Origin of the sequence: Cobetia sp. QF-1 (assembly GCF_002213105.1) — a bacterium.
GTDB lineage: Bacteria > Pseudomonadota > Gammaproteobacteria > Pseudomonadales > Halomonadaceae > Cobetia > Cobetia crustatorum.
Map to the genome: position 1 here is coordinate 206,702 of NZ_NBVS01000004.1, position 24,776 is coordinate 231,477.

18 protein-coding genes are annotated in these 24,776 nt (G+C 54.6%); 10 read left to right on the forward strand and 8 right to left on the reverse strand.

Going from position 1 to position 24,776, the window contains the following annotated elements; translation table 11 throughout:
* Positions 1 to 117 precede the first annotated feature (117 nt).
* Positions 118 to 1,134 carry an LLM class flavin-dependent oxidoreductase gene (locus CFN46_RS09445; RefSeq protein ID WP_088743348.1) on the forward strand — a complete coding sequence of 339 codons (1,017 nt, stop codon included), beginning with the start codon at positions 118 to 120 and terminating at the stop codon, positions 1,132 to 1,134.
* 169 nt (positions 1,135 to 1,303) lie between these two features.
* Here CFN46_RS09445 and CFN46_RS09450 read toward each other — a convergent pair whose 3' ends face one another.
* Positions 1,304 to 2,935 carry a BCCT family transporter gene (locus CFN46_RS09450; protein ID WP_088743349.1) on the reverse strand — a complete coding sequence of 544 codons (1,632 nt, stop codon included), beginning with the start codon at positions 2,933 to 2,935 and terminating at the stop codon, positions 1,304 to 1,306.
* A 565-nt stretch (positions 2,936 to 3,500) separates the two neighbouring features.
* Positions 3,501 to 4,256, reverse strand: a complete 756-nt coding sequence (locus tag CFN46_RS09455) for an HAD family phosphatase (RefSeq protein WP_024952342.1) — start codon at positions 4,254 to 4,256, stop codon at positions 3,501 to 3,503.
* 160 nt (positions 4,257 to 4,416) lie between these two features.
* On the opposite strand from CFN46_RS09455, the gene CFN46_RS09460 reads away from it, so the two are divergent.
* The gene (locus tag CFN46_RS09460) at positions 4,417 to 5,535 is read left to right on the forward strand and encodes a phosphotransferase family protein (protein ID WP_141103650.1); all 1,119 of its coding nucleotides are present in this window, start codon (positions 4,417 to 4,419) and stop codon (positions 5,533 to 5,535) included.
* Between the two features lie 131 nt (positions 5,536 to 5,666).
* On the opposite strand, the gene CFN46_RS09465 is transcribed toward CFN46_RS09460, so the two are convergent.
* Both CFN46_RS09465 and CFN46_RS09470 read right to left on the reverse strand, forming a co-directional pair.
* Positions 5,667 to 7,469 (reverse strand): dipeptidase, encoded by a 1,803-nt coding sequence (locus tag CFN46_RS09465; RefSeq protein ID WP_088743350.1) that lies wholly within the window; start codon positions 7,467 to 7,469, stop codon positions 5,667 to 5,669.
* Between the two features lie 210 nt (positions 7,470 to 7,679).
* The gene (locus tag CFN46_RS09470) at positions 7,680 to 8,570 is read right to left on the reverse strand and encodes a LysR family transcriptional regulator (RefSeq protein ID WP_024952345.1); all 891 of its coding nucleotides are present in this window, start codon (positions 8,568 to 8,570) and stop codon (positions 7,680 to 7,682) included.
* Positions 8,571 to 8,707: 137 nt separating this feature from the next.
* On the opposite strand from CFN46_RS09470, the gene CFN46_RS09475 reads away from it, so the two are divergent.
* From CFN46_RS09475 to CFN46_RS09490, 3 genes are all read left to right on the forward strand, one after another.
* Complete coding sequence (locus tag CFN46_RS09475) at positions 8,708 to 9,820, forward strand: 4-oxalomesaconate tautomerase (RefSeq protein WP_169734529.1); 1,113 nt, start codon at positions 8,708 to 8,710, stop codon at positions 9,818 to 9,820.
* A 121-nt stretch (positions 9,821 to 9,941) separates the two neighbouring features.
* The gene (locus tag CFN46_RS09480; protein ID WP_088743351.1) at positions 9,942 to 11,096 is read left to right on the forward strand and encodes a tricarboxylate transporter; all 1,155 of its coding nucleotides are present in this window, start codon (positions 9,942 to 9,944) and stop codon (positions 11,094 to 11,096) included.
* Positions 11,097 to 11,288: 192 nt separating this feature from the next.
* Complete coding sequence (locus CFN46_RS09490) at positions 11,289 to 13,268, forward strand: tripartite tricarboxylate transporter permease (RefSeq protein WP_088743353.1); 1,980 nt, start codon at positions 11,289 to 11,291, stop codon at positions 13,266 to 13,268.
* 106 nt (positions 13,269 to 13,374) lie between these two features.
* Here the strand turns inward: CFN46_RS09490 and CFN46_RS09495 are convergent, their stop codons facing one another.
* Positions 13,375 to 14,508 (reverse strand): helix-turn-helix transcriptional regulator, encoded by a 1,134-nt coding sequence (locus tag CFN46_RS09495; RefSeq protein ID WP_176426448.1) that lies wholly within the window; start codon positions 14,506 to 14,508, stop codon positions 13,375 to 13,377.
* A gap of 495 nt (positions 14,509 to 15,003) precedes the next feature.
* Here CFN46_RS09495 and CFN46_RS09500 point away from each other — a divergent pair, with 495 nt between their 5' ends.
* The gene (locus CFN46_RS09500) at positions 15,004 to 15,702 is read left to right on the forward strand and encodes a hypothetical protein (protein ID WP_024952263.1); all 699 of its coding nucleotides are present in this window, start codon (positions 15,004 to 15,006) and stop codon (positions 15,700 to 15,702) included.
* A 108-nt stretch (positions 15,703 to 15,810) separates the two neighbouring features.
* On the opposite strand, the gene CFN46_RS09505 is transcribed toward CFN46_RS09500, so the two are convergent.
* Positions 15,811 to 17,346 (reverse strand): NAD(P)/FAD-dependent oxidoreductase, encoded by a 1,536-nt coding sequence (locus tag CFN46_RS09505; protein WP_246116531.1) that lies wholly within the window; start codon positions 17,344 to 17,346, stop codon positions 15,811 to 15,813.
* A gap of 415 nt (positions 17,347 to 17,761) precedes the next feature.
* On the opposite strand from CFN46_RS09505, the gene CFN46_RS09510 reads away from it, so the two are divergent.
* The 4 genes from CFN46_RS09510 (at position 17,762) to CFN46_RS09525 (ending at position 22,822) form a co-directional block, all read left to right on the forward strand.
* The gene (locus CFN46_RS09510) at positions 17,762 to 18,850 is read left to right on the forward strand and encodes a CNNM domain-containing protein (protein WP_088743355.1); all 1,089 of its coding nucleotides are present in this window, start codon (positions 17,762 to 17,764) and stop codon (positions 18,848 to 18,850) included.
* Positions 18,851 to 19,054: 204 nt separating this feature from the next.
* Positions 19,055 to 20,296: an NADH:flavin oxidoreductase/NADH oxidase family protein gene (locus CFN46_RS09515; protein ID WP_254918466.1), complete on the forward strand. Its 1,242-nt coding sequence runs from the start codon at positions 19,055 to 19,057 to the stop codon at positions 20,294 to 20,296.
* 387 nt (positions 20,297 to 20,683) lie between these two features.
* Positions 20,684 to 21,052 (forward strand): hypothetical protein, encoded by a 369-nt coding sequence (locus CFN46_RS17435; protein WP_141103651.1) that lies wholly within the window; start codon positions 20,684 to 20,686, stop codon positions 21,050 to 21,052.
* A gap of 366 nt (positions 21,053 to 21,418) precedes the next feature.
* A complete protein-coding gene (locus tag CFN46_RS09525; RefSeq protein ID WP_088743357.1) occupies positions 21,419 to 22,822 on the forward strand; it encodes an NAD(P)-binding domain-containing protein in 1,404 nt (467 codons plus the stop codon).
* Positions 22,823 to 22,908: 86 nt separating this feature from the next.
* Here the strand turns inward: CFN46_RS09525 and arfA are convergent, their stop codons facing one another.
* The gene (gene arfA / locus CFN46_RS09530) at positions 22,909 to 23,112 is read right to left on the reverse strand and encodes an alternative ribosome rescue factor ArfA (protein ID WP_024952257.1); all 204 of its coding nucleotides are present in this window, start codon (positions 23,110 to 23,112) and stop codon (positions 22,909 to 22,911) included.
* 235 nt (positions 23,113 to 23,347) lie between these two features.
* Positions 23,348 to 24,595: a glutamate carboxypeptidase gene (locus CFN46_RS09535; RefSeq protein ID WP_088743358.1), complete on the reverse strand. Its 1,248-nt coding sequence runs from the start codon at positions 24,593 to 24,595 to the stop codon at positions 23,348 to 23,350.
* Between the last annotated feature and the right edge of the window lie 181 nt (positions 24,596 to 24,776).

Genomic DNA, 24,776 nt, shown 5'->3' on the forward strand with positions numbered 1-24,776 from the left:
GGCATTTCCACTATGCTGGGCGCATTCCGCCCTACGTGTAAGAGGTGCCTGGCAGCGACATATCGTGCACCCTCCTCCAACGTACTCTCTGGCGGCCCGCTATAGTCAGGAGTTCCAATGACCGATTCTCTCTCAACATCCTCGCGTCTGGGCCAGATTCCGATCTCGGTGCTCGATCTCGCCCCTATCCGCGATACCGGCACCGTAGCGGAAACCTTCGCCAACACGGTTAGCCTTGCACAGCACGTCGAGTCGCTTGGCTATCACCGCATGTGGCTAGCCGAGCACCACAACATCGACGGTATCGCGAGTGCGGCCACTTCAGTATTGATTGGCCACGTCGCAGGCAAGACATCACGTCTACGTATCGGCTCTGGTGGCATAATGCTGCCCAATCACCCCCCGCTGGTGGTGGCTGAACAATTCGGCACCCTGGCCACGCTATATCCTGATCGTATCGATCTGGGGCTTGGCCGTGCGCCGGGCTCGGATGGCATTACCATGCAAGCCATGCGACGCGACCCTTCGGCTGGCGTACATGACTTCCCGCAGCGTCTGGCAGAGCTCGAGCAATATCTGGGCACACCGGCGCCCGGCCAACGTGTCAAGGCCATGCCTGGGCAGGATACCCACGTGCCGTTGTGGCTACTGGGCTCAAGTGACTTCAGTGCCCGTCTGGCAGCTGAAAAAGGTCTCCCCTTCGCCTTTGCCGGTCAGTTTGCACCGGGCTACATGCTGGAAGCGATCAAGCTCTATCGTGACAACTTCCGCCCTTCAGCTGTGCTTGATGCGCCCTATGTCATGCTTGGGCTGCCGCTGATTGCCGCCGAAAGCGATGAGCGCGCACACTTCCTGGCATCCACGCAGCAGCAGAAGTTTCTGAATCTGATCCGCGGCAAGAGTACCCGTGCCCTGCCCCCGCGCGAGACGCTTGACTGGTCAGCACGTGAAGAAGCCATGGTCGGTCAGAATCTGGGCGCAGCGATCATTGGTGGGCCAGAGCGCATACAGCGCGAGCTTGAGCACCTGCTTGAGGTCACGCAGGCGGATGAGTTGATGTTCAACTCCGACTTCTATGATCAGGCTGACCGCCTCAAGAGCTACGAGATCCTGGCAAACGTCTGGAAAAGCTGAATGTTACCTGTCATCAGGATGATTCCCCGCTGCCCATGACCGTCAGCGCGATAAAAACGCCGCCTACATCAGATGTAGGCGGCGTTTCTCATTCACTCTTCTACTACTCGACAGAGGCTGTCGAGGGTCATCAGTGATGAAGGCTAGTGATGACCTTTAATGCTTCACATCAATGATGGTCACGCGGATTCACGCGACGATTCTTGACCTCTGGTGCACGGCGCATGCGTTCTTCATCAGCCAGAGTATCAGCCTCAAAGACATCGGCGCCCACCGGCGTTTCGCCGTGACGACGATACAGCTGGCTGAGCATCTGACGGCGGTCAGCGCGCAATTCTTTCACCAGCACCACGATCATGCCGTAGATGATGAAGGTAAACGGTAAGGCCGACAGCACTGAAGCCGACTGCAGCCCCTTGAGGCCACCTGTCGAGATCAGCGTCAGACAGATCGCTGCAATCAACACCCCCCACACGATACGCTTGTAGAGTGGCGGATTGATGGAACCACCATCCGTCATCTGCGCCACGATATAAGAAGCAGAATCGGCCGAGGTCACCAGGAAGATGAAGATCAAGCAGATCGCGACCACCGATAGCACACCACTGAATGGCATCAGATCAAACATCTCGAACAGTGCCGAAGTAATGTTGGCATCAGTTGCGGCTGCAAGGCCAATATCGCCGGTCAGCTCCATGTTGAGTGCTGCACCGCCAAAGACACCAATCCACAAGCAAGCCAGCAGCGGCGGCACGATCAACACGCCCACCACATACTCCTTGATGGTCCGGCCTCGCGAAACGCGCGCCACGAAGGTGCCGACGAACGGTGACCACGCAATGACCCATGCCCAGTAGAAAACGGTCCATGAGCTATTCCAGTCATTACCGTCATAGGGCGACATGCGCAGGCTCATCCCGATGAAGTTCTGCAGGTAATCCCCAATCCCCATGGTAATGGTCTTGAGAATTTCCAGTGTCGGGCCTGTAAACAATACATATAGCATCAGCCCGATGCAGATGATCATGTTCAGGTTCGACAACCGCTTGATGCCCTTGTCGAGCCCCGACCAGGTAGAGGCCATGTATGCGCAGAACATGACGCCCATGATAATGAACTGCCACTGCCAGTTTTCTTCGACACCAAAGACGAAGTGCAAGCCGCCATTCATCTGCAGCACACCCAGCCCCAGTGATGTCGCGACCCCCATCACGGTAGCGACGACCGCGAAGACATCAAGCGCCGGACCAAAGCGGCGCGCCGCAGGATGCTTGGCAGTCACTGAGGAGAGTACCGATGAGACTAGCCCCGCCTGGCCCTTTCTGAACTGAAAATAGCCAATGATCAGGCCCACGACAGAGAAGGCTGCCCATTGATGAACGCCCCAGTTGAAGAAAGCGTACTGGATAGCGTAACGCGCAGCTTCAGGTGTCTCACCCGGCATGTCGCCGAAGGGCGGTTTGAGGTAATGCTGCATGGGCTCAGCCATGCCGTAGAAGACCAGCCCGACCCCAAATCCGGCCGCCAGCAACATGCTGACCCAGGAAAAGAAGCTATAGGAGGGCCGACTTTCCTGCGGGCCAAGACGAATCTTGCCGTACTTGCTCAGCGCAAGGCTGACCAAAAAGATGATGAAGCCAAAGACAGATATCAGATAAAACCAGCCAAACATGCTGGTGACAGCGCCGAGCGCCTCTCCCGCAAGCTCCCCAAAGCGTACCGGGAAACCTGCACCTAGCGCGACTAGCGTCAGAATGATAATGACTGACGCGCTGAAAACGCGTTTTCCTCCGGATGTCATGCGTCTCTACTCCCTGTGAGATGTGACAGCGGCGAAGTGAATCGCGCACCGGGCAGATACTGAACGTATTGGCCATACCACTCCGGCCGTCCAATACCCGCACTGTCCCCTAAACATGCAGCTGGCATCGATAAACTTCAAGGCATCGAGCTGAACAAGGGCGTGAACAGCCGATCGCAGAGCGCCTCGAGAAGATATGGCGGCCAGCGCATGCAGCTCACGACGAAGTGCCTAATACCAACGCCTTAATTTGCTATACACTTTATGTACAAAATAAGATAATTCTTATACCACGTTATCAGGAGACACTGATATAAGTCGACCAATCGTGAGTGTAGGGGCTGGCAGCACCTCGAGTTTTCTCAATCAACAAGCACGACTCGCGCGGGAAACGCGAATCTGTTTTTGCTGAGCATTGCGCACTCCTATAGCGCATGGCGGTAGCCTTTGACGAATGGCTTTGATGGTTGGTTTTCATGTATCAAAAATGCCCCCTGCAGACTCACTGCAGGGGGCATTGTCTTTTCCCCATCTCGTTCCATACCCGAGATGATGAATCATCAGCTCACACGTTCATTGATTGAGCCTGCTTCGTGCCGACAGCCATATACCCTGCTTCACGACACAGATCAGCAAACGCATCCCAGTGATTCATGACCTGCCAGGCACCGGTATCACGCAGCACCTGAGCATGCCCGTCGGGAATGTGGCTAGCACCGAGATGGCCCACCACTTTCAGTCCTGCAGCCACTGCCGCTTGCATACCGGTGCGACTGTCTTCGACGACCAGGCACTCCTCAGCGGAGCGGTTCAGACTCTTCAGGGCAAGAAGATAAAGATCAGGGGCCGGCTTGGGGTTGATGACGTCGTCTGACGTAAAGATCGGCAGCTCGCCTTTCTGCATACCTGCCGCGACAGCAACTTCGTCCAGCAAGTCGCGCAGCCCTGAACTTTCGAGATTGATCTTCATCCGCGAAGCCGAGCTGTTGGAGACAATCGCCAGCGGCAGACGCTGATCACGAATCCACTCCAATGCCTCACGAACTCCCGGTAGCGCCTTGAGCGAGGCTGCCAGGCGTCGATCAACCTCGTGTCTCACTTGTTCCAATGCATCGACTGGAAGCTTGTGCTGACTACGCCCTTCCATATCCACCAGGATATCGCGCGTCATCATGCCGAGGCAGCGGTCCAGCTCATGCTCAATCTGTTCATCATTTCCGAGATCCGGCAGCCAGATCGGAAGCTGCTCCTTGAGTACGCTATCGGCAATAATTTCGCTATCGACGAGTACACCATCACAATCAAATATCAGTTGCTTCATGCGGGCTCCAGAGAAGAGGGAGAATGGGCAGTGGCGAATAAAAAAGTCAGGTTACCTCATGCTATGAGGGCGCAAGGCCGCTAACGCAAGTACACAAGCCCACTCGCTGGCGTGAGTGGTGTAGGGTTTGAGACATCTTTATCGACGAGTCCTCTCTGACATGACCTCTTTCCCCATCACTGATCCACTCACACGCTTGCACGATGGTCTCGTTCTCGCGCTTGAAGCACAGAATATTTCCCATACTGCTATCCAGGCACTGCCGGATAGTGGGCTGGCTCATGCCCATCTACGGGTGACGTTTGCAAGCGGGACGACATGGATGGCGCGTCTCCCCAAGCAGAGTCAGATGCGCTTGGCGGCCGAGGAAAATCTCACCTACCAACGCACCTGTTTTGCACGCTGTCAGCCCAGTGGTAATACACCGCAGCTCCATCATGTACTGCCTCCGAATGAGGATTTACCACGGGGTGGCTTGCTGGTTGAAGCTATTGAGGGGCGCCCCGCCAGGCTACCTGAGGACCTACCAGCGATCATGGCGACACTCGCCAGTCTGCATGCCCTACCGCTTCCTGAGCAGGCACATCGCTCCCCGCTACTTGCACCCGATTCGCCTTGGCAAGCCATGTTGAGCGAGATCAATACCCAGTGTGACCACCTCGCCTCTGCGGGCATCACCGGCGAGAGCCAAGCCCTGATCGAGACTGAACGCCGCGCGCTGAAATCCTTCGTCAGCAGCGTCTCGGCTCCCACTGCCGTCAGTCTGATAAGTTTTGACGCACATCCCGGTAACTTCTTGATCGAGCATGCCCGCCATACGCAAACAGGCCAACCGCCGCGGGCGGTATTGGTCGATCTCGAGAAGTGTCGCTATGGTTTACCGGGATTCGATTTGGCTCATGCCACGCTTTACACCTCAACCACCTGGGACATTGCCAGTTACGCCGTCCTCACACCCGAGGAAGTCGTGAGCGCCTATCGGCACTGGCGTGCCCAGATGCACGCCGCAGGGGCTGATGAGCAGCTGATAACCCCTGACACCCTCATGCAGGCACGCCGCGCCATGTGGCTGTGGTCGGTCAGCTGGTGTGCCAAATGGCTGGCACTCAATCAACAGACTCAGGACACCGGGCACAGCGGAGAAGACTGGTCTGGCGAACTCAGCGAAGAGGCGCTGATCGCCCATGTCCGTGAACGTGCTCGCCACTACCTGTCTACCGAGAGCATTACCTGCGTGACCAGTGAATGGCATCAACTGGCCAGCGCCCTGCGCGCATGATCTGGTACATCGCGACCCGATTCAATCCTGCCCAGAAACGTAAACACCCGCCGCATAACCTCCATAGAGGCCACACGGCGGGTGTTAACAACTTCCGCAATTGCTCAGTACACGATTATCGGCTCGTCAAATCAGTCCAGGGAATCCTGATTACCGATACGCGCCATCATCTCGGTGAACATCTGTATATCCAACATCAGGTTGTCGACGCGCTTGAACTCACCGGAGGTATGCCCAGTGTAGGTTTCGCCGGGCATCGAAGGACCGAAGTTGATCGCATTCGGTAGCAGTTTGGCAGTCGTGCTACCCGCAGACGAACGCGGCTTGGCATCCATGCCGGTAGTGTCACCGAAGATATTGAGCAGCGTCTTGAGCCAGGCACCGCTCGGATCGCGCAACATCCAGTCACGAATCTCCACATTCAGTGCCATGTCCATGCCCTGTTCCTTGGCATAGGCACTCAGCTTGTCTTGAATCGTCTTGCTCAGCTCTTCCGGTGACTTGTCACCGGCGGGTGCGCGCACGTTGACCGCAACCCGCAGCGCCGCATCTTCGCGCTCGAGATAGGTCGGTGTAACCTTGAGCGGCCCCATGAAATCATGAGAGTACGCCACACCCAATAGCTTACCGTGGTAATCCAGCCCGTAGTTGTCGTTCAGATAGTGAACGGCATCTTCGTAGGCGTTGTCCTGGAAGTCGATGTCAGAGGTCGCCAACAAGCCCGCCAGGCGCGTCACCGGATTGATGCCATCAGCGGGGGAAGAGGAATGCGCTGACTTGCCCGTCACCGTGATGATGACATCCTCGCCCTTCACTTCATTGGCCACACTGAAGTCCTTGCCGTGCGTATCCACATAGCGAGTACTCAATGTCTTGAGCTTGCTGCTCAATGCCTTCGCACCCTCTGCATCACTGGCATGCAGGGTCGCGACCGAACGCTCAGGAATCTGATTGGTCGCAAGTCCACCCTTGAAGTCGGTAATCGCCGGCAGCCCGTCTTTCGCCGTGTCATCACTCCCTGCACGCGTCAGTGGGAAGCGCGCATCAATGGTGCCGAATCCGTTCTCGGCAGTAATCGCCGGATAGCCGCTATCCAGCACGATGTTGTACTCCGGCAGCGTATTCTTGGCCTTGTAATACTCAAAGCCCTCACCACCAGTCTCTTCGGTCGTCTCGATCATCAGGCGAATGGTGCGCTTGACCGGCACATCATTCTCCTTGAGCGACTTCATGGCATACAGCGCCGCGGCGATGGAGCCCTTGTCATCTTCGGTACCACGCCCATAGAGCTTGCCATCGATCAGTGTCATGTCGAACGGATTCAGGTGCGTCCCATCCTCGAGTGTCCAGCCCTCTTCACCCGCCGGCACCACATCACCGTGAGTCAGAATGCCAAATACGTCATCACCGGTGCCTTTCAGCTCCACCTCAAAGATACGATTGTCGACGTTACGGAAGGTCAGGCCGAACTCCTCAGCCTTGGACTTGATCAGCTCACCGAAACGCGCAATCTCGGGATTCTCGTGTTGCGGCTTCTCACCCACCTTGAAGGTCGGCATCGCGACCATCTCCTTGAGGAGTGCTTCGACATCATCACCGTACTGAAGACGGTTATACACCCCTAACAGGCGATAGATATTGACGAAGTCATCGCCCTCCAGCGTTTCGCCAGCCAGATGCTGCTCGATGGCGCTAGTAACTGCCGTATCTTCGTGATTACGCTCGGCAACCTGCTTGAGGAAGCCATTGAAGTCTTCCGCCAGCTTCTCTTGATTCTGAGCAATCAGGCTGACCAGCTGGTCGCTCTTGAGAGTGTGTTCCCCCGGTGGAGTACTGGTCTCAGCAGCAATCGCAGGCAACGCAGTGCCTAGTCCCAGAGCAAGACCGAGGGTCAGTGCGGTCTGGCGAGAGGTGACGCGTGTTGAAATCGACATGGGGCATCCTTGTGATGAGCGACTGTCAGTCCCGGCACGCAAGCGATGAGCTAGTGACAGAACTTGTCGCGCAATGAGAAGAGGCTAATGGAGTTGTGGCGGCAATGATCCATCACCGCAAAACAAAATCGCCTTATACATGATCATCTTATGTAATGAAGTGGCCAGCGCCAACCCCGACGAAACTGGGGATTGTCAGTCCTTGATTCGTCAGTTCCAGCGTTTGAGCAGTATCTCGATGAACAGCTCCGCTATCGGCGACAATGACTCACCACGTCGACGTAACAGACCGATGGTACGGTCGATGCGCGGCTCAGGGAGCTCGCGCTGGCACAACACTTCATGCTCCGGCCCCGGCATCGCCATTGAGGGCAGGATGGCAACGCCCAATCCACTCTCCACCAAGCCTAGTGATGTGGATAGATGCTGTACCTCATAGAAGCCATCGAGATGAATCCCGGCCGAGAGCAAGGTGTTGTCGAGCAGAATGCGGTTGCCGCTATCACGAGACACGGTAATCAGCCTGACATCATCCAGATCACTCCATTCGACACTCTTTTTTTGTGCAAGCGGATGGTCACGGCGAAGAGCCAGTACGAACGGGTCTCGATAGATAGAGGTGAAATCCACCGCAGGGTGGTGTGCGCTGACCATGTTGATACCAAAGTCTGCCTCACCAGACACCACCCTTTCGACACCCTCATTGGCACTGATATCAAGAATGCGGATACGGATGCCGGGATAGGCAATATTGAACTCGCGCACCACACTGGGAAGAAAATAGAAGGCCGCCGTTGGCAGACAGGCAATCGTCAGCATGCCCTTCCTATGTGTCGCCAGTTCGCGTACTCCCGCCAGCGATGATTCATAATCTTCGAGAATCTTGCGGGCTTTCGGCAAGAAGTCACGACCAATAGGCGTCAAACGACTCCGACGCGTGGTCCGCTCCAACAACTTGGCTCCCAACACATCCTCCAGCTTCTGAATGCGTCGCGAAAGCGCCGGCTGGGAAAGATGCAACCGCTCTGCTGCTTCATTGAAGGAATGGTTTTCCGCCACCTCCACGAACGCCGATAAATCCAGAAACTCCAATCTATGCATGCAATTATCTCATTGATTCATTTTTCGGATTAATGTGAGAATTGCATATATTATAGGATTTATTTGCATTTGATGCATGGATGAGAGGCTGTAATGCTTCAGAAAGGCGCAAACAGACAGGAGCGCGTTTCAACATGATGCATTCACTTCCTTGCATAATCCTTCGTGGCGGAACCTCTCGAGGCCCCTTCTTGCGATTGGATCACCTTCCCAAAGATGACGATGGCCGCCGCGAAGTATTGCGCAAGGTCATGGGCTCAGGCCACGTACTGCAGATCGATGGTCTTGGCGGAGGCAATTCGTTGACCAGCAAGATCGCCCTCATCGCTCCTCCTAGCCATCCTGAAGCGGATGTCGACTACCTGTTCGCGCAGGTGGATGTCGAGGGTGATCAAGTCGACTTCTCTCCGAACTGCGGCAATATGTTGGCAGCAGTAGGGCCTTACGCCATCGAGACTGGCATGGTCGAAGCCAAGGACCAGGTCACGCATCTGCGGATTCATAACCTCAACACTCGCACTCTGATCGACTGCCAGGTACCAACGCCCGGCGGCCGCGTCGCCTACCAGGGCGACACTCAGATCAGTGGCGTTCCAGGTGCTGGCAATGCCATCAAGCTCGGCTTTCTTGGCGCAGTAGGTGCCAAGACAGGCAAATTGCTGCCCAGCGGCCAGGCCATCAATGTGATTGATGGTATTGAGGTGACCTGCCTGGACTCCGCGACACCGGTGATTCTCATCGAGGCGGCAAGCCTGGGCTGGCAAGGCAACGAAACACCGGCCGAGATGGATGCCAATCTGGAAGCCATGGCACGTCTTGAGAAGATTCGCCTCAAGGCAGGTGAGCTGATGGGCATGGGAGATGTGCGTGGTTCAGTACTGCCCAAACCCGTGATTCTCTCTGCACCCCGTACGGACACTGGCACACTCTGCACACGCTATTTCGTGCCGCATCGTTGCCACGGTGCTCTTGCCGTCACAGGTGCCATCACGCTGGCCGTGGCTACCAGCGTCCCGGGAACTCTGGCGAATCGTATCGCACTCGCTGCGGGTACCATCACTGCGGATAGCCTGACGCAGCACGTCCAACTGGAGCACCCCGCAGGCTTCCTGGATGTCGAGGTCGAGCACGAAAATACAGACCCCATGACGCCGAGCCGAGTCTCCCTCCTGCGTACAGCACGCAAGATCATGAGCGGAGAGGTCTTCATCGACCTGCCAGATTCCGTGGTCATGCCGCCACGCACATGAATGCACCACGGTATAGCCGACGATAACAACCGTTCTGCCTGACGAACGAGCTCTGCCCTTCCCGGGCAGAGATAACGCTCCACCAATTAGCAGTCTTCCAATAATAATCAGGAGTCAGACCATGTTCTCTACTGTGTCTACCCGCGAGCACCACGCCACCCCATCACGCCGCCATTCACTCAAGCATCATGCACGCACGACTGCCATGGCTGTCATGTTGCCAATGATAGGCCTGCTACCGCTTTCTTCAGCCGCCCATGCCGCCAGTGACGTCCCCGACACCTTGACGTGGACAGTACCGTTCGGCGTTGGTGGGGGCACTGATGTCTGGGCGCGCTTCATGTCCAACTGGGTCACCAAGGACCTGCCGGGCCACCCCGCAGTCGTGATCGACAATGTGCCCGGCGGCGGCTCAATCTCCGGGGTCAACCTGTTCAGCAAGCGGGCTGGCAATGGTGGGGATGAGATGCTGATCACCTCAGCTTCAACCCAGTATCCCGCCATGCTGCGTGACCGCCGCGTGCGTTATGACTATGCCGACTGGGAACCGATCTTTGCAGCACCGACTGGCGGGGTCGTCTATGCCTCAAGTTCGCTGGGCAAGGACAGCGCCAGCGCGCTGAAAGCCCTGTCCTCTCAGGAAGTGAAGTTCGCTGGCCAGAACCCGACGGGACTGGAGATGCCGGTACTGATGGCATTCGATCTGCTCGGTTTCAAGGTTGACCCTGTCTTTGGCATGAAGAGCCGTGGCGAGGGCCGCCTGGCTTTCGAACGCGGCGAAGTTGCATTGGATTTCCAGACCACTTCAGCATTCAAGAGCAACGTCACACCACTGGTCGATGCTGGCCAGGCGATCCCGCTGTTCAGCCTGGGCATGATGAACGATGAAGGTCACATCGAGCGAGACGCGTCCTTCCCGGCACTGCCAACCTTCTCCGAGCTATATCTGGCACAGGAAGGACACTCTCGTGACGATGAGGCCTATCAGATCTTCCACAAGTTCTTCGCCTCAGGTTACGCCATGCAGAAGATGCTGCTGGTGCCTAAGGATATCGACCCTGAATTACTGGAACAGTACCGCCAAGCCGCGCGTGACCTGGCCAAAGACCCCGAGTTCCTCAAGGAAGCTGCCGTGAAGGTTGGACCCTATGGCCTGATGGTAGGCAAGGCTGCCGCCGCTCAGCTACATAGCGCCATGCAACTCACTGAAGCACAGCACGCCTGGGTCAAGAACTGGTTGATGGAACGTCACAATATTCGACTTCAATCCCGCTAAGTCGTGAGGCCAGTGTCATAACGGGTGCCTTGAATCACAGATAGCGTCATGCGCTCACGGGATATGAGGCTTATCCATCCCGTGAGCAACTGCCACAGCGCTTCCATGAAGGCTGCAACGCACCTGAAAAACGATTGATCCGAGTGGCTATCTGCTTGCGCGCCAGACAAGAAAAAGAGGTTGATAAACGCCATGATCGACACCCTGCTGTCCAGTATTGGACATGTCTTTACGCTGACCCATCTGCTGTTCATGATGATCGGCATCTTCGTTGGCCTGCTGGTCGGCATCATTCCCGGACTCGGTGGCATCGCCGGCATGGCGCTACTGCTGCCCTTTCTATATGGACTTGATCCCGGTTACGCACTGGGCATGCTGATGGGGATGGTCGCGGTCATTCCCACTGGCGATACTTTCGCCTCGGTACTGATGGGCATCCCCGGTTCCAGTGCCTCTCAAGCCACAGTGCTTGATGGCTTTCCATTGGCCAAGAAGGGCCAGGCAGCGCGCGCGCTGACCAGTGCCTTCCTCTCCTCACTGTGTGGCGGCGTGATCGGCGCCATCATTCTTACCGGCTTCATCCTGGTCGCCCGCCCACTGGTATTGGCCTTCTCGTCGGCTGAATTATTCGTGCTGACGCTACTCGGCTTGACGATGGTTGCGGTGCTTTCTGGCAAGAATCTCTTCAAAGGCACCGCCGCTTGCGGACTGGGCCTGCTGGTGGGTGCAATCGGCGCTGCTCCCGCGACTGGCGAATATCGGATGAATCTGGACATCGACTACCTGTACGACGGCATTCCGTTGATCGTGCTGGGCCTCGGTATCTTCGCCGTACCTGAAATCGTCGAGCTACTGATGGGTCGTGGCAGCATCGCCAAGGACGGCAATACCGACCTGGGCAAGGGCTGGTCTGCCGGGATCAAGGATGTCGTAAAGAACAAGTGGCTGGTCGTCCGCTGTGCCGGTATCGGCAGTCTGATCGGCACCATTCCGGGTCTTGCCGGCTCCGTGGTCGACTGGATCACCTACGGCTTCGCGGTCAAGACGGCCAAGGATCCGAGCCAATTCGGCAAGGGTGATATTCGCGGCGTCATCGCGCCGGAATCTGCCAACAACGCCTGTGCGTGTGGCGCCATGGTCCCGACGCTACTGTTCGGGGTTCCGGGTTCCGGGACGGCCGCCGTCTTCCTGGGAGGGCTCCTGCTGTTAGGCCTCGAACCGGGCGTGTCGATGATCACTACTCATCTCGACATGACCTACACCATCATCTGGTCGTTAGCGCTGGCCAACATCCTCGGGGCAGGCCTGTGCTTGCTGCTGGCTCGTCCCGTGGCGCAGCTGACCCGTGTACCCTTCGCGATTCTGGCACCCGCCATCACCATCCTGATCATGTTTGCTGCCTACCAGGCCAGTCGCTCGCTGGGTGATTGGGTAGCGCTGGCCATGATCGGCATGCTGGGCGTGCTGTTCAAGACAGCCGGCTGGTCACGTCCTGCCTTTCTGATCGGTTTCGTACTGGCGCCGGGTGCCGAGAACTACTTCTACCAGAGCCTGCAGTTCCACGGTGCCGAAGCCTTCCTTCGTCCGGGCGTGCTGATCATCCTCGGCCTGATTCTGCTGGCCTTCTTCCTGCCGGTGATCCGCAAGGCGATCATGCGTCGCCGTCAGACGCACGAGGTGGTCGACAGCGCCCCCTCTCCGGAAGAAGATTTACTGGAATCGCGAGGCTTTGGTGGCGTCGATCTACTGCTGTTGCTCATGATGGCAGCGGTTGGAATATGGGCACTCTTCGATATAAGCGGCCTGATGCCGCTGGGCAAGGCCTTCCCCACGCTGGCTGCTTTCATCACGCTGCTCTCGGTAATCGCGGTGGTCTTCAATGGTTGGCGGCGCGGCATGATTCGAGTAAAGCAGCCAGCAACCAAGAGCATTGCTGTGGTACTGGGCTTCTTCGTCTTGATCGGTATCAGCGCAGTGCTTGGCTTCGTATGCACTGCAGTAATCTTCTGCCTTGGTTTCCAGCGGATCGTGGCGCGCAAGTCGCTGGGCTTCGCCGCCCTGTTTTCACTGGGCGTGGCAGTCTTCCTGCTGGGCATGCAGCACACGATGAATTTGCACTATCCAACAGGCCTGTTAGACGACGTGGTGCTTCCGATGGTGCCTTTCCTCTAGACCACTTTCCTTCTGAGCGCTCTGCATCAAAATGAAAAATGGGCAGCCAATGGCTGCCCGTTTTTCATGCCTGCCAAGCCCTGGAGATCTATCTGCCACCTGACCCTCATCCGGTCTCATGAAACCTGGCACGTGCCTCCTGCGGCGATAGCCCGAAGTGGCGGCGATAGGCAGTGGCGAAATTACAGGCGTGCGCGTAGCCCACACGATGTGCTACCTGCTGGATGCTCATGCCCTGCAATAGCGCCTGCTGGGCACACTGCATACGGCACTCCCGCTGGTAATGGCCCAACGATTTTCCATAAGCTACTCGAAACTTCTGACGTAAACTCGACGGGCTCATACAGGCCAGTCTCGCAAGCTCACTCAGGGGATGAACAACCTGCGGAGAGGTGTTGAGCCGCTTGCGTACCGCTTCGAGATGTCGACATGGTGAGGCATGAATCGCAGCAGCCGATATCACGGCGTCCCCAGCACTTTCGCTCACGGGCCTGCCATGAGAAATCGAGGCCTTGGAGCGTGTCCCGTATCGTGCCGTTTGTAGAGCCTTGCTCAGTAGCTGCAGTCCAATCCCCTGCCAGTGAAGCAGACAACCTTCTTCACACATGGCCACCTCACTTTCAGCGGCTGGCATGCTGGCTTCCAGTTGCTGATACAAGCTGAACCCCGGCATCCAACGTGATGGATGCGCGTATGAGCTGGAGATATGTGAGACAGGGCCATCTGAGGCATATGGCGGATGACTGGTTGTCTGGGTATCCCAGATGCCAAGTCGTTTGCGTACATTCTCCGGTTGCTGACGCTCTTCTTCGATAAGAAGACTGATGCAGCGTAATCGTCCAACAGCGTGCCAACTTTTCAGTAGATGAGGCGATGTCCCATGCGCATTCACTGCCCGAAACACCCCGCCTTCTCCCGCAGCGATATCGACCCAGCGCCCATCATGCCCTGCCAGTGCGAGCGTGCCCTCCAGGACAAGACAGAGATATACCCCATCTCGAAAGACATGCTGTCCCTGATGTGCACGCATGACGCTCATGTCACACAGCGTCAGCATCGCCCCCTGCCAAAGAGATATCTCACGTGCCCATCCTTGGCTGCGTGGGTAGCGCACCTGATACCAATCACCTGACTGAGGATAGGTCATCGCCAAATGTGCGATTTCTGCTGGCGAGCCAACAGGCTTGCGTGGTCGCTCTGCGTCACCCACGTCAACGAAGACACTCGATAGATCATGCATGTCAGAGCAAATCCCTTGCATCGTAATTCATGGTCCTCACTCCTGCGATGTCTTCACTGACGAATACAGGTCAAACGCCAGAAAAGGCGGTAAAACACTCGGTTACACCACAATTTATGCAAGAAGTCTTGATAAGTGACCTCAAAATACAACGATTATCAAAAGCAAATCAATCTCATTGGCGATTTGTGTGAGATTTTCGCTTCACATCCACAGGGGTTCTCCAAGCCCTCAGGCAATTTCGCCTTTGCGCCACAGGACCCATTTGCCGACACGGTGTCACCTATCACTCATCCCCTCTATCGACATCAGCGACTGATACTTTCTGTCTGCCATGAGAACACCCTTGCCACCAACACCTTTCCTGCTTGAAAAAGTCGGCTCACGCTGAGCATGATGGAAGCAGAGATATCTCAATGAAAAAGTGTCATTCCTCGACTGTTTTCAAATACCGCTATTCAATAATTTTCACCCCGCTACCGACAGGAATAAAGCATGAACTTCAATGAATACAAGACGGCAATTCAAACATTTGATGACACAGGACTTTCCAGCCTGGACATTACTGACATATCACTGCCTGAATTAGAAAGCCTTATGGCCGAACAAGATCGATTGATCTCAACTTTAGTTGAGCGAGGTGCCACAATCGCAGGCTGGAAAATAGTCGACAAGAATGACGGAGTCATTATTTCTCCCATCTTTGATTTTCAGGTGCTAGCGACAATAGGCGAAAAAGTGTCTCGTGAAGCACTGCTTGGCACGGAAACGGAAGTCTGCTTCATGCTGTCAGTGCCGACTTCCGATGGACTCATTGATGAATACGTTGACAACCTGGACACATATGTCGCCGTAGAGCTGATTCGACCCGAAATAAATAATTCAAATCACTCTGCCTGTGATTTTTATTTCAACTACGGGGTGTTGGTCTCACAAGATCCCGCTTGCGGAGAGCTGTCGTTCATCGGTGGAAATCCAAATTACATATTTTCTTTCACGATAGAACAGGCGGCGGTAAAAAAGAGAGAAGTTCTCAAGCAAGGGGTGCTTGAATGCATTCGTCGTGGTTATGGAGGAAAAGACTATTTCTTCATTACGGGGACATTGAATGGACTTGCATCCGCAACGGACTCCATTGGACACAATTCATTAAAATATCATGAAGAAGTACTGATCAGCTTCGATGTCATCTGACACTGTGTTATCTTTTTAGCCAGACAACGTCATTTTCATCACCATCAATCAATAATAAAATGCCAGAGACATTGCGTCTCTGGCATCTATGATGGCTACCTATCTCATTTATTCTTGATTGATGCTCAATGCCATCGCTTCAGCAATTTTGATACCGTCTATCGCAGCTGACATAATCCCCCCAGCGTAGCCAGCCCCTTCCCCTGCCGGATACAAACCTTTGGTATTGATACTCTGAAGGCTTTGGTCACGCTTGATACTTATCGGCGCAGAGGTCCGTGTTTCCACTCCCGTCAACAACGCATCTTCAAAAGCGAAACCCTTGATCTTTTTATTGAATGCCGGGATAGCCTCACGGATCGCCTCGATACAGAAATCTGGCAACGCATCTGCAAGGTTGGTCAGCTTGATGCCTGGCTTGAACGAAGGGACGACAGAGCCTAGCGCCTCAGGCGTTTCATTCCTCAAGAAAGCCCCGACTGTTTGTGCTGGCGCATCATAGTTACTGCCGCCCATCACGAAGGCATGGCTTTCCAATTGTCGTTGTAACTCAATCCCTGCCAAAGGACCGCCGGGATAATCAGATGGGTTGATACCCACCACCACAGCACTGTTTGCGTTGCGCTCGTTACGTGAATACTGGCTCATGCCATTGGTCACGACACGGTTCTCTTCTGAAGTAGCCGCCACCACCGTGCCCCCCGGGCACATGCAGAAGCTATACACAGAACGACCGTTCTTGCAGTGATGTACCAGCTTGTAATCAGCAGCACCCAGTATTTCATTACCAGCATTCGGGCCAAAACGTGCTTTATCAATGGCACTTTGTTCGTGTTCGATTCTGAAGCCAATGGAGAAAGGCTTTGCTTCGATATATACCCCTTTGGCATGCAACATTTCAAAGGTATCGCGCGCACTATGGCCAATCGCCAATGCGATGTGCCTGGAGTCAAGGCGCTCACCATCCGCAAGCGTTACGCCAGTGACTTGATTGTTTTCGATATGGAGATCATCAACCCGTGCACTGAATCGAATCTCGCCCCCTAATTCGACAATCTGAGCGCGCATTTTCTCTACCATCGCAACCAGCTTGAATGTGCCGATATGAGGCTTGCTGACGAAGAGAATTTCGTCTGGCGCTCCTGCAGCAACGAACTCATTGAGTACCTTTCGGCTGTATTGCTTCGGGTCTTTGACTTGGCTATAAAGTTTGCCATCCGAGAATGTACCCGCCCCACCTTCTCCAAATTGAACATTGGACTCCGTGTTCAATATCTTCTTGCGCCAGAAGCCAAAGGTGTCCTTGGTTCTCTCGCGCACTTCTTTACCACGTTCTAGAATAATAGGTTTATAGCCCATTTGGGCGAGCAGCAGGCCAGCTAATAAGCCGCAAGGACCAAAACCGATGATAATTGGTCGATCAGTCAATGTGGCTGGCGCTTGAGTGACCGGATGATATTCCAGATCGGGAGTGGCTTTGATTTGCGAATTATTGGCAAAGCGAGCCAATAATTCTTGTTCATTTAAAGCTTCTATGTCCAATGTATAGGTCAGAAGAATACGCGCTTTTTTTCTAGCATCATAGCCGCGGCGGAAAATAGAAAAACTCACAAGCTGATCAGATTTAATATCTAAAGTAGACAAGATAACGCGTTCTAACGCGTTATCGTTATGATCTAGAGGTAGCTGAATATTCGTAAGTCTAATCATAGAAAATGGGAGTCTTGAAAGAATGAGGCCATGATGAGCCGGGAGGTGGATAATAGGGCATTTCAAGAGAGAAATCTAAAGCTGCCAGAAACTTGCTTTATTGGCCCTGCCGGACCTCACAGGTACCACAGTGAGGGGCACTTGCTTGCGCTTCCCCCTCGCATCTTCAGCGCCTGCTGCTGGAAAATATTGCATCACTGCCAGTGGGACACCCGGTGCATGAGGCAGCACACTGGCAAAGACCGTATTCGTGATGATAAGACAAGCCTCTTGAGATCAACGCCAGCCATTTGACAGCAATGTGTCATCTGTCGCTAATGGAGGCTTATCTATCCAAGGAGCGCATTGCATGTTTCTGCTGATCCTGTTTGCTACCATCGCCATTGGCATCTCGTTCATCTGCTCCGTGCTTGAAGCAGCGCTGCTATCACTCTCCCCCAGCTATGTCGCAAGCCTGAGGGACGAGCATCCCAAGCGGTATGCTGCCCTCGCCAAGCTCAAGGACAACATCGACAAACCACTGGCGGCCATCCTCACTCTTAATACTATTGCACACACCGTCGGTGCTACCGGTGTTGGTGCTCAGGTCTCGGTCATCTTTGGCGAAGCCTGGGTCGGTGTGGCATCAGCGGTAATGACACTGCTGATTCTGGTCGCCTCCGAAATCATTCCCAAGACCATCGGTGCCACTTACTGGCGTCAGCTCTCCCCCATGCTACCCCGCGTACTCAACGCGATGGTGCTGGGGTTGAGGCCACTGATATGGTTGTCGGAAATGATTACCTCACGCATCGGCAAGCATGCCCATGACATTGACCTACGCGGAGAAATCAAGGCATTGGCGCAGTTGGGACTGGAAAAGAAAGCACTGGAAAGTGACGAGCAACGCGTCATCACCAACATCCTCAACCTTCACGAGATGAAAGTGCGTGATGTGCTGACGCCACGCCCAGTATGTCAGACGGTCAGCCCAGAGATGACGGTGGCAGAATTCAATGATCAGCTGGCCAAGTGGCCTTTCAGTCGCTATCCGGTCATGACAGATGATGAGCGCGCGTTAGGCATGATTCACCGTGCTGACGCGCATCAGGCTGACCCCGACACTCAGCTCAAGGAGCTGATGCGCCCGATCAGCGAGATTCACGCGGATGATAACGTCGAGCACGCCTTCGGTCGCATGCAGCGTGAGCGTCAGCACCTGTGCGTGGTTTACGACAACCTCGGCAACTGGCTGGGGGTCATCACGCTGGAAGACGTGATGGAAACTATTCTCGGCGAAGACATCATCGACGAGACGGATAACGTGGCCAACTTGCGTCGCTTTGCACGGCAGCGCTGGATCAAGCGGATCGGCGCAGATGAGGAAAAGGCGTCAGAACAGAAAGGGGCATCTGCCGACAGCGGAAAGACGTCGACTGAGGGTGACGTACTGAAGTAAGCGATAAGGCTTATCTCTGTTGCCACACCCTGCATTGCTGATCAACACGCCGCCGGAGACACTCCAGCGGCGTGTTGGGTTGGGCGAGAAATACTCGACCGATAGCGTGCCGCGGCACACACCACGCGATGACGGATTATCAGCGCTCTATCAGCATGGCAAAATGATATCTGCTCCCCTATTACACGCAAAGGCTCACTGATGATCACCAAGCCCCTCTCGCAAGATACTGCGACTCGCTCGACAGAGGAGCGACTTTTTTCGCCTCTCACACTCCGCTGCGGGCAGGTGCTGAAAAACCGCATCATCAAAGCAGCCATGTCGGATTCACTCGGCGATGGCACCGGCCACCCGACAGATGCCCAGATGCGCCTCTATGAGCGCTGGGCCGAAGGCGGCGCGGCGGCATCGCTGATTGGCGAAGTACAGCCGGACCATCATCACGCAGAGAAACCGGGCAATCTGGTGCTCAATGACGCATCTAACCTTGAACACTTCAAGGCGCTTGCCGTGCAGGGAAGCCAACATAACACTGGCCTGTGGCTACAACTTGGGCATGCCGGCGCGATGGCTTACCCCCCCACCAGCATCCCGCACGGACCGAGCGCACTCGACGTGCCGGGGCTGAGTTGCCAAGCACTGAGTCTGGAGGATATCAAGGCACTCCCGGGTATCTTTGCACGCACTGCGCGCCTGGCACGGGATACCGGCTTTGGTGGCGTCCAGGTGCATGCCGCGCATGGCTTCCTGCTCAGTCAGTTTCTCTCGCCACTCTTCAATCAGCGCAAGGATGATTACGGCGGCAGCCTTGAGAATCGTATGCGCCTGCTCCTCGAAACCATTGCAGCAGTACGTGAGGCTGTGGGTACAGATTTCGTCGTGGCCGTGAAGCTCAACGCCACCGACCAACTAGAAGGCGGCTTCGAGGAAAGCGAAGCGCTGCACGTCATCGCCGCACTGGAACGCACACCCATCGACCTGATCGATATCAGCGGCGGCACCTACTTCCCCGGTGCACGTTCCGCCTCGGATGCCAGTGCTTCCGGTCCCTACTTTGTCGAATTCGCCAAGCGCGCCCGCGAAGTGACTTCCCTGCCACTGATGGCGACCGGCGGCTTCAAGACCCTAGCCCAGGCACAGGCCGCGGTGAATGAGGGGGCGGTCGATATCGTGGGGCTCGCCCGATCGCTGGCACTTGATCCGGCGCTACCTCACCACTGGCAAGCCGGAGAAGGTGTAGAGCCTGAATTGCCACGCTTTGTTTCTCCTCCCGAAGGGAGCGTAACGGCCTGGTATACCCTGCGCCTGACGCAACTGGGCGAGGATAGAGAGCATGAGTCTCTCGGCGAACTGGACGAAGTCCTTGCCGAGTATGAAGCACGTGATGCAGCACGTGCCGAAACATGGCGGGCGCACTTCGTTTTCAGGGATGAGGCTATTGGCTGACGCGTAGCTACAACGGGGTCGATGCCTTGCGTGATGGCATTCCCTAACGCATGTTTCAACTGCTAGGCACGCATATCTAAGCTAGCCCGAAGACTTTATCTCTGAGACGTCGTCATACCCACTCGCGACGTCTCAGAGGCTGTTCAGAGTGTCCTCCTTTCTCTCGAGAAGCTTCTTGACCATGTGCCGGCAAAATCTTGGCGACTCACGGTCAAGGTTACCGAAGATGATATCCATTAGCTGGTGCCCCTCCTTTCCACGATACACATTCTCTTGCCACCATCTTGCGTCTATTCCCTTGGCTCAACCCTACCCTTCTGAAATATGAAGGAAATAACCATCAGCGGTCCCCAAGGCAATCACTACTTTCCTAGCCTGACACAATTTATGCAGCGAATGTTTGGCGCCAATGGGGGTGTCTATAGTTATCTTGCAGGTATATTCAGTGGTAATGATGGCATCAATCTCAAGGTAGATATGGAGGATGTCGATTATAAAAGCACTCATCCACAGACCGTCTATGAAAAGGATGGACTTAACATCACTGCGATGGGAATTCCTCATGGTGATGTCCCTAATCTCGCCTATCGCATTGAGACGTCAGAAGGCACCATCGCTATCTCTGCCGATCAGAATGGTACCAACCCGCACTTCATCGATTTTGCAAAAAACGCAGATACGCTAGTGCTTCCCGCAGCCATTACTGAGGATTTACATGGATTAAATCTACATAGAACAATAGAACCCTCTCTATGACTTGGTATAGAGACATCTACAATGACAAACCCTCACTGATGAAAATTCCAAATAAATGCACTGTTTTTACTGATGATAATTGAATTACATTTTATGATAATTTGAGATAGTTACCTTTTTCTGCGATGATACGCTAACTTGGATATCAACCCCCATACTTGGTTGACAAATCAATCTTTCACGAGATCAATTTCGTGAATATTTTAGTTGTTTGATAACGACTAGAAAAGATGCTTATTGATAGTCTAATTTACACTCTTAAACCCAATTATCACCACCTAACGCAAGGAACCACTAGCAGATATATTGCTTATCGAATTCTATAAATATTCTTGATTAAATTTTTATCAACAGGACAACATACCCATGACAAAACGCATTGCGATCATCGGCGCAGGGCCCAGTGGCCTGGCACAGCTTCGCGCCTTTCAATCTGCCGCTGACAAGGGTATCGACATCCCCGAGATGGTCTGTTTTGAAAAACAGGATGACTGGGGCGGCCTATGGAACTACAGCTGGCGGACAGGATTGGATGCCCATGGTGAGCCTGTCCACGGCAGCATGTACCGCTACCTGTGGTCGAATGGTCCCAAGGAATGTCTCGAATTCGCCGACTATTCCTTTGAAGAACATTTCGATCGGCCCATCGCATCCTATCCGCCACGTGCCGTCATCTTCGATTACATCAAGGGGCGCGTCGAGAAGGCCGGTGTCCGCAAGTACATCCGCTTTGGCTGCCCGGTGCGTCAGGTCACCTTCAATGACGTGACGCAGCTATTCACGGTCAGTGTTCACGATCAGGCTCGCGACGAAGTCACCAGCGAAATATTCGATCACGTCATCGTGGCATCTGGGCACTTCTCGACCCCCAACGTACCGGAATTCGCTGGATTCTCGGAGTTCAATGGCCGCATTCTCCATGCACACGACTTCCGTGACGCTCTGGAATTCAAAGACAAGGATCTCCTGCTGATTGGCAGCAGCTATTCCGCCGAAGATATCGGCTCGCAATGCTACAAGTACGGTGCGCGCAGTATCACCACCAGCTATCGCACCGCTCCGATGGGCTTTGCCTGGCCGGATAACTGGGAAGAAAAGCCACTGCTGTTGAAGGTCGAGAACGATACCACCTACTTCAAGGATGGTAGTAGCAAGTACATCGACGCCATAATCCTGTGCACCGGTTATCTGCATCACTTCCCGTTCCTCGACGACTCCCTGTGTCTCAAGACAGACAACCGCATGTGGCCGCTGGGCCTCTACAAGGGTGTGGTGTGGGAAGAGAACCCACGTCTGTTCTATCTCGGCATGCAGGACCAGTGGTACACCTTCAACATGTTCGATGCGCAGGCCTGGTGGGTACGTGACGTGATTCTCGATGGCATCGCCCTGCCCTCAGTAGATGAAATGCAGGCGGATAGCCTGGCATGGCGTGCCCGCGAGGAAGCGCTTGATGACGATGAGTCGATGATCCTCTTCCAGGGGGATTACGTGAAATCATTGATTGGTGAGACCGATTATCCGAGTTTCGATATCGATGGCGTCAACCGCACCTTCCTCGAGTGGGAGCATCATAAGCACGAGAACATCATGACCTTCCGTGACTACTCGTATCGCTCACTGATGACCGGCACACTGGCCCCCAAGCATCACACGCCGTGGCTTGAGGCGATGGATGATTCGCTGGAAACCTATCTGGCGCAACCACAGCACACGCCCGTAAATAATGCTGCGGCCAAGACAGAGGAAGCCACCTTGGTCGATGTCTGATACTTGCAAGGAAGACACACGAACGCCGCCGGGCTGCCCCGACGGCGTTCGTGTGTTGAACCAGATAATGGATCAAAAAGGCTTCTTCAAGCAGCGCGCATTACCACGATACGCGTCACGCTGACTGAAGGAGCCTCTCTGTTTTCTCCGCTACCCTGCCGATTGCTCTGCTTGCCACCACGCTGATAACTGCCTTTCCCTTTGCGAGCCTTGACGATGCGTTGCTTGAACATCGGAGTTCGCAATGCCGCCTTGAGAGCGTTGTCTTGCACCTTGCGCTTGTGTGTCATCTGTCGGTATCTCCTGAAAAAATCCTGTACGCCTCATCCCTGCGGTTCAGAAAATACCCAAGGAATGAACGCTGTGACTATATCCTTCGCAGGCGCAAATGCAACGCCCTCTATTACTTACTCTTTACTACCCTCTACTGCTCTTGTTACTAAAAGCGCCCCTGCCATTGGAAGGCAGGGGCGCTTTCGCTCTCACTCTCACTCACAGAGAAGCAGCATGACGATGCTTAAAGACTCAGTCCCTAGATGCTTCGTGAGAGAGCTCCATGATCATTCGGGTCGTCAGATACAGGCGCGGCACCACGCTATCCGTCAGCACAAACTCTTCATCGCTGTGATAACGCCCACCCACAAGGCCTAAAGACTCCAGCACCGCGGGGCCATCGGCATCCGCGTGGTAGGCATAGGCTGCATCAGTCCCCCCGCCGATCTCAACTGCCTGAAGATTCAGGCCGAGCTCCTGGTAAATCTTCTGAGCTTGCTCAGCAAGCATCTGACTTTCAGGGTTTGCAGGAAGTGGTGGACGGCCTTTTTCAAGACGGAATTCTACCTCGGTACCCTCAACCCGCTGGTGCTCGGTAATCTTCTGAGCCTCATTCAGAACGCGCTCGTACTCGCCGCTATCGAAATAGCGCATATCCCCTTCTGCCGTAGCATGCTCGGGGATGATATTGCGCTTGGTGCCACCTTCAACAACCGTCCAGTTGAGCGTCGTCTTCTTGTCTGGATCACCAAGCTCATCCAGCTGCAGCAATTGGTGAGACAACTCCATGATGGCATTGCGGCCTTTTTCGGGCGCTCCACCGGCATGCGATGCACGACCTTTCACCTCGAGGAAGGCGTAATTGATGCCTTTGGTGACAACAGTGACGGCATCCACACCTTCATCGGCAAAGGTGGGTTCGAACACCAGCACAGCATCCTGATCCGCAGATAACTTGTGAATCAGGTCATGTGACCCGGGCGAGCCTTTCTCCTCGTCTGGGTTGAACACCACCGTGACCTGACCATAGTCATCAAAATCAAGAGACTTGAGCGCTTCAAGACTATGCAGAATCACGGCTACACCGCCCTTGGCATCTCCTACTCCCGGGCCATACGCTCGCCCATCTTCAATATGGAAAGGCCGTTGCTTGGCTGCACCTTCGTTAAAGACGGTGTCGTAATGGATCATCAACATGATATTGCGGTCACCATCACCTTGTAGCCGGCCAACGAGGGTATTGCCCCCATAAGTCTTGGCAGGATACGTCTCCACTTCTGCACCAAGCGCCTTGAGATGCTTGGTCAGCAGTGCCTCAACATCACTCAGACCCGTACTGTACCCTGTGCCTGAATCAACATTGACCAACGTTTCCAAGGTTTGTAGCAAAGGCTGTTGTTGTTGTTCCACAGCCTTCTGGACATCCTGATGTGAGGCAGCCTGCGCGCTCACGCTACCCATGGCGCATGACAGCCCCATGGCGAGAATCGAGAATCTCATTCATATCTCCGGTTTTTTATTATATAAGCGACACTGAAGGTAAGCTCAGCGCTAGTAAAACGCAAACAGGCATATCAGCTCGATGGATCATCACTCATGGATGAACGGACGGTTTCCCAAGGCTGTGCTACTGCCAACATTGTCTTCATATAAAGCACTGATAAAAAACATCTCTCAGACA

Coding starts and splice junctions, on each gene's coding strand:
- CFN46_RS09495 (WP_176426448.1), bottom strand. CDS start 14,508: ATGCATGATCTATCGAGTGTCTTCGTTGACGTGGGTGACGCAGAGCGA.
- CFN46_RS09510 (WP_088743355.1), top strand. CDS start 17,762: ATGTTTCTGCTGATCCTGTTTGCTACCATCGCCATTGGCATCTCGTTC.
- CFN46_RS09450 (WP_088743349.1), bottom strand. CDS start 2,935: ATGACATCCGGAGGAAAACGCGTTTTCAGCGCGTCAGTCATTATCATT.
- CFN46_RS09455 (WP_024952342.1), bottom strand. CDS start 4,256: ATGAAGCAACTGATATTTGATTGTGATGGTGTACTCGTCGATAGCGAA.
- CFN46_RS09470 (WP_024952345.1), bottom strand. CDS start 8,570: ATGCATAGATTGGAGTTTCTGGATTTATCGGCGTTCGTGGAGGTGGCG.
- CFN46_RS09475 (WP_169734529.1), top strand. CDS start 8,708: ATGCATTCACTTCCTTGCATAATCCTTCGTGGCGGAACCTCTCGAGGC.
- CFN46_RS09465 (WP_088743350.1), bottom strand. CDS start 7,469: ATGTCGATTTCAACACGCGTCACCTCTCGCCAGACCGCACTGACCCTC.
- CFN46_RS09535 (WP_088743358.1), bottom strand. CDS start 24,595: ATGAGATTCTCGATTCTCGCCATGGGGCTGTCATGCGCCATGGGTAGC.
- CFN46_RS09460 (WP_141103650.1), top strand. CDS start 4,417: ATGACCTCTTTCCCCATCACTGATCCACTCACACGCTTGCACGATGGT.
- CFN46_RS09525 (WP_088743357.1), top strand. CDS start 21,419: ATGACAAAACGCATTGCGATCATCGGCGCAGGGCCCAGTGGCCTGGCA.
- arfA (WP_024952257.1), bottom strand. CDS start 23,112: ATGACACACAAGCGCAAGGTGCAAGACAACGCTCTCAAGGCGGCATTG.
- CFN46_RS17435 (WP_141103651.1), top strand. CDS start 20,684: ATGCAGCGAATGTTTGGCGCCAATGGGGGTGTCTATAGTTATCTTGCA.
- CFN46_RS09480 (WP_088743351.1), top strand. CDS start 9,942: ATGTTCTCTACTGTGTCTACCCGCGAGCACCACGCCACCCCATCACGC.
- CFN46_RS09445 (WP_088743348.1), top strand. CDS start 118: ATGACCGATTCTCTCTCAACATCCTCGCGTCTGGGCCAGATTCCGATC.
- CFN46_RS09500 (WP_024952263.1), top strand. CDS start 15,004: ATGAACTTCAATGAATACAAGACGGCAATTCAAACATTTGATGACACA.
- CFN46_RS09490 (WP_088743353.1), top strand. CDS start 11,289: ATGATCGACACCCTGCTGTCCAGTATTGGACATGTCTTTACGCTGACC.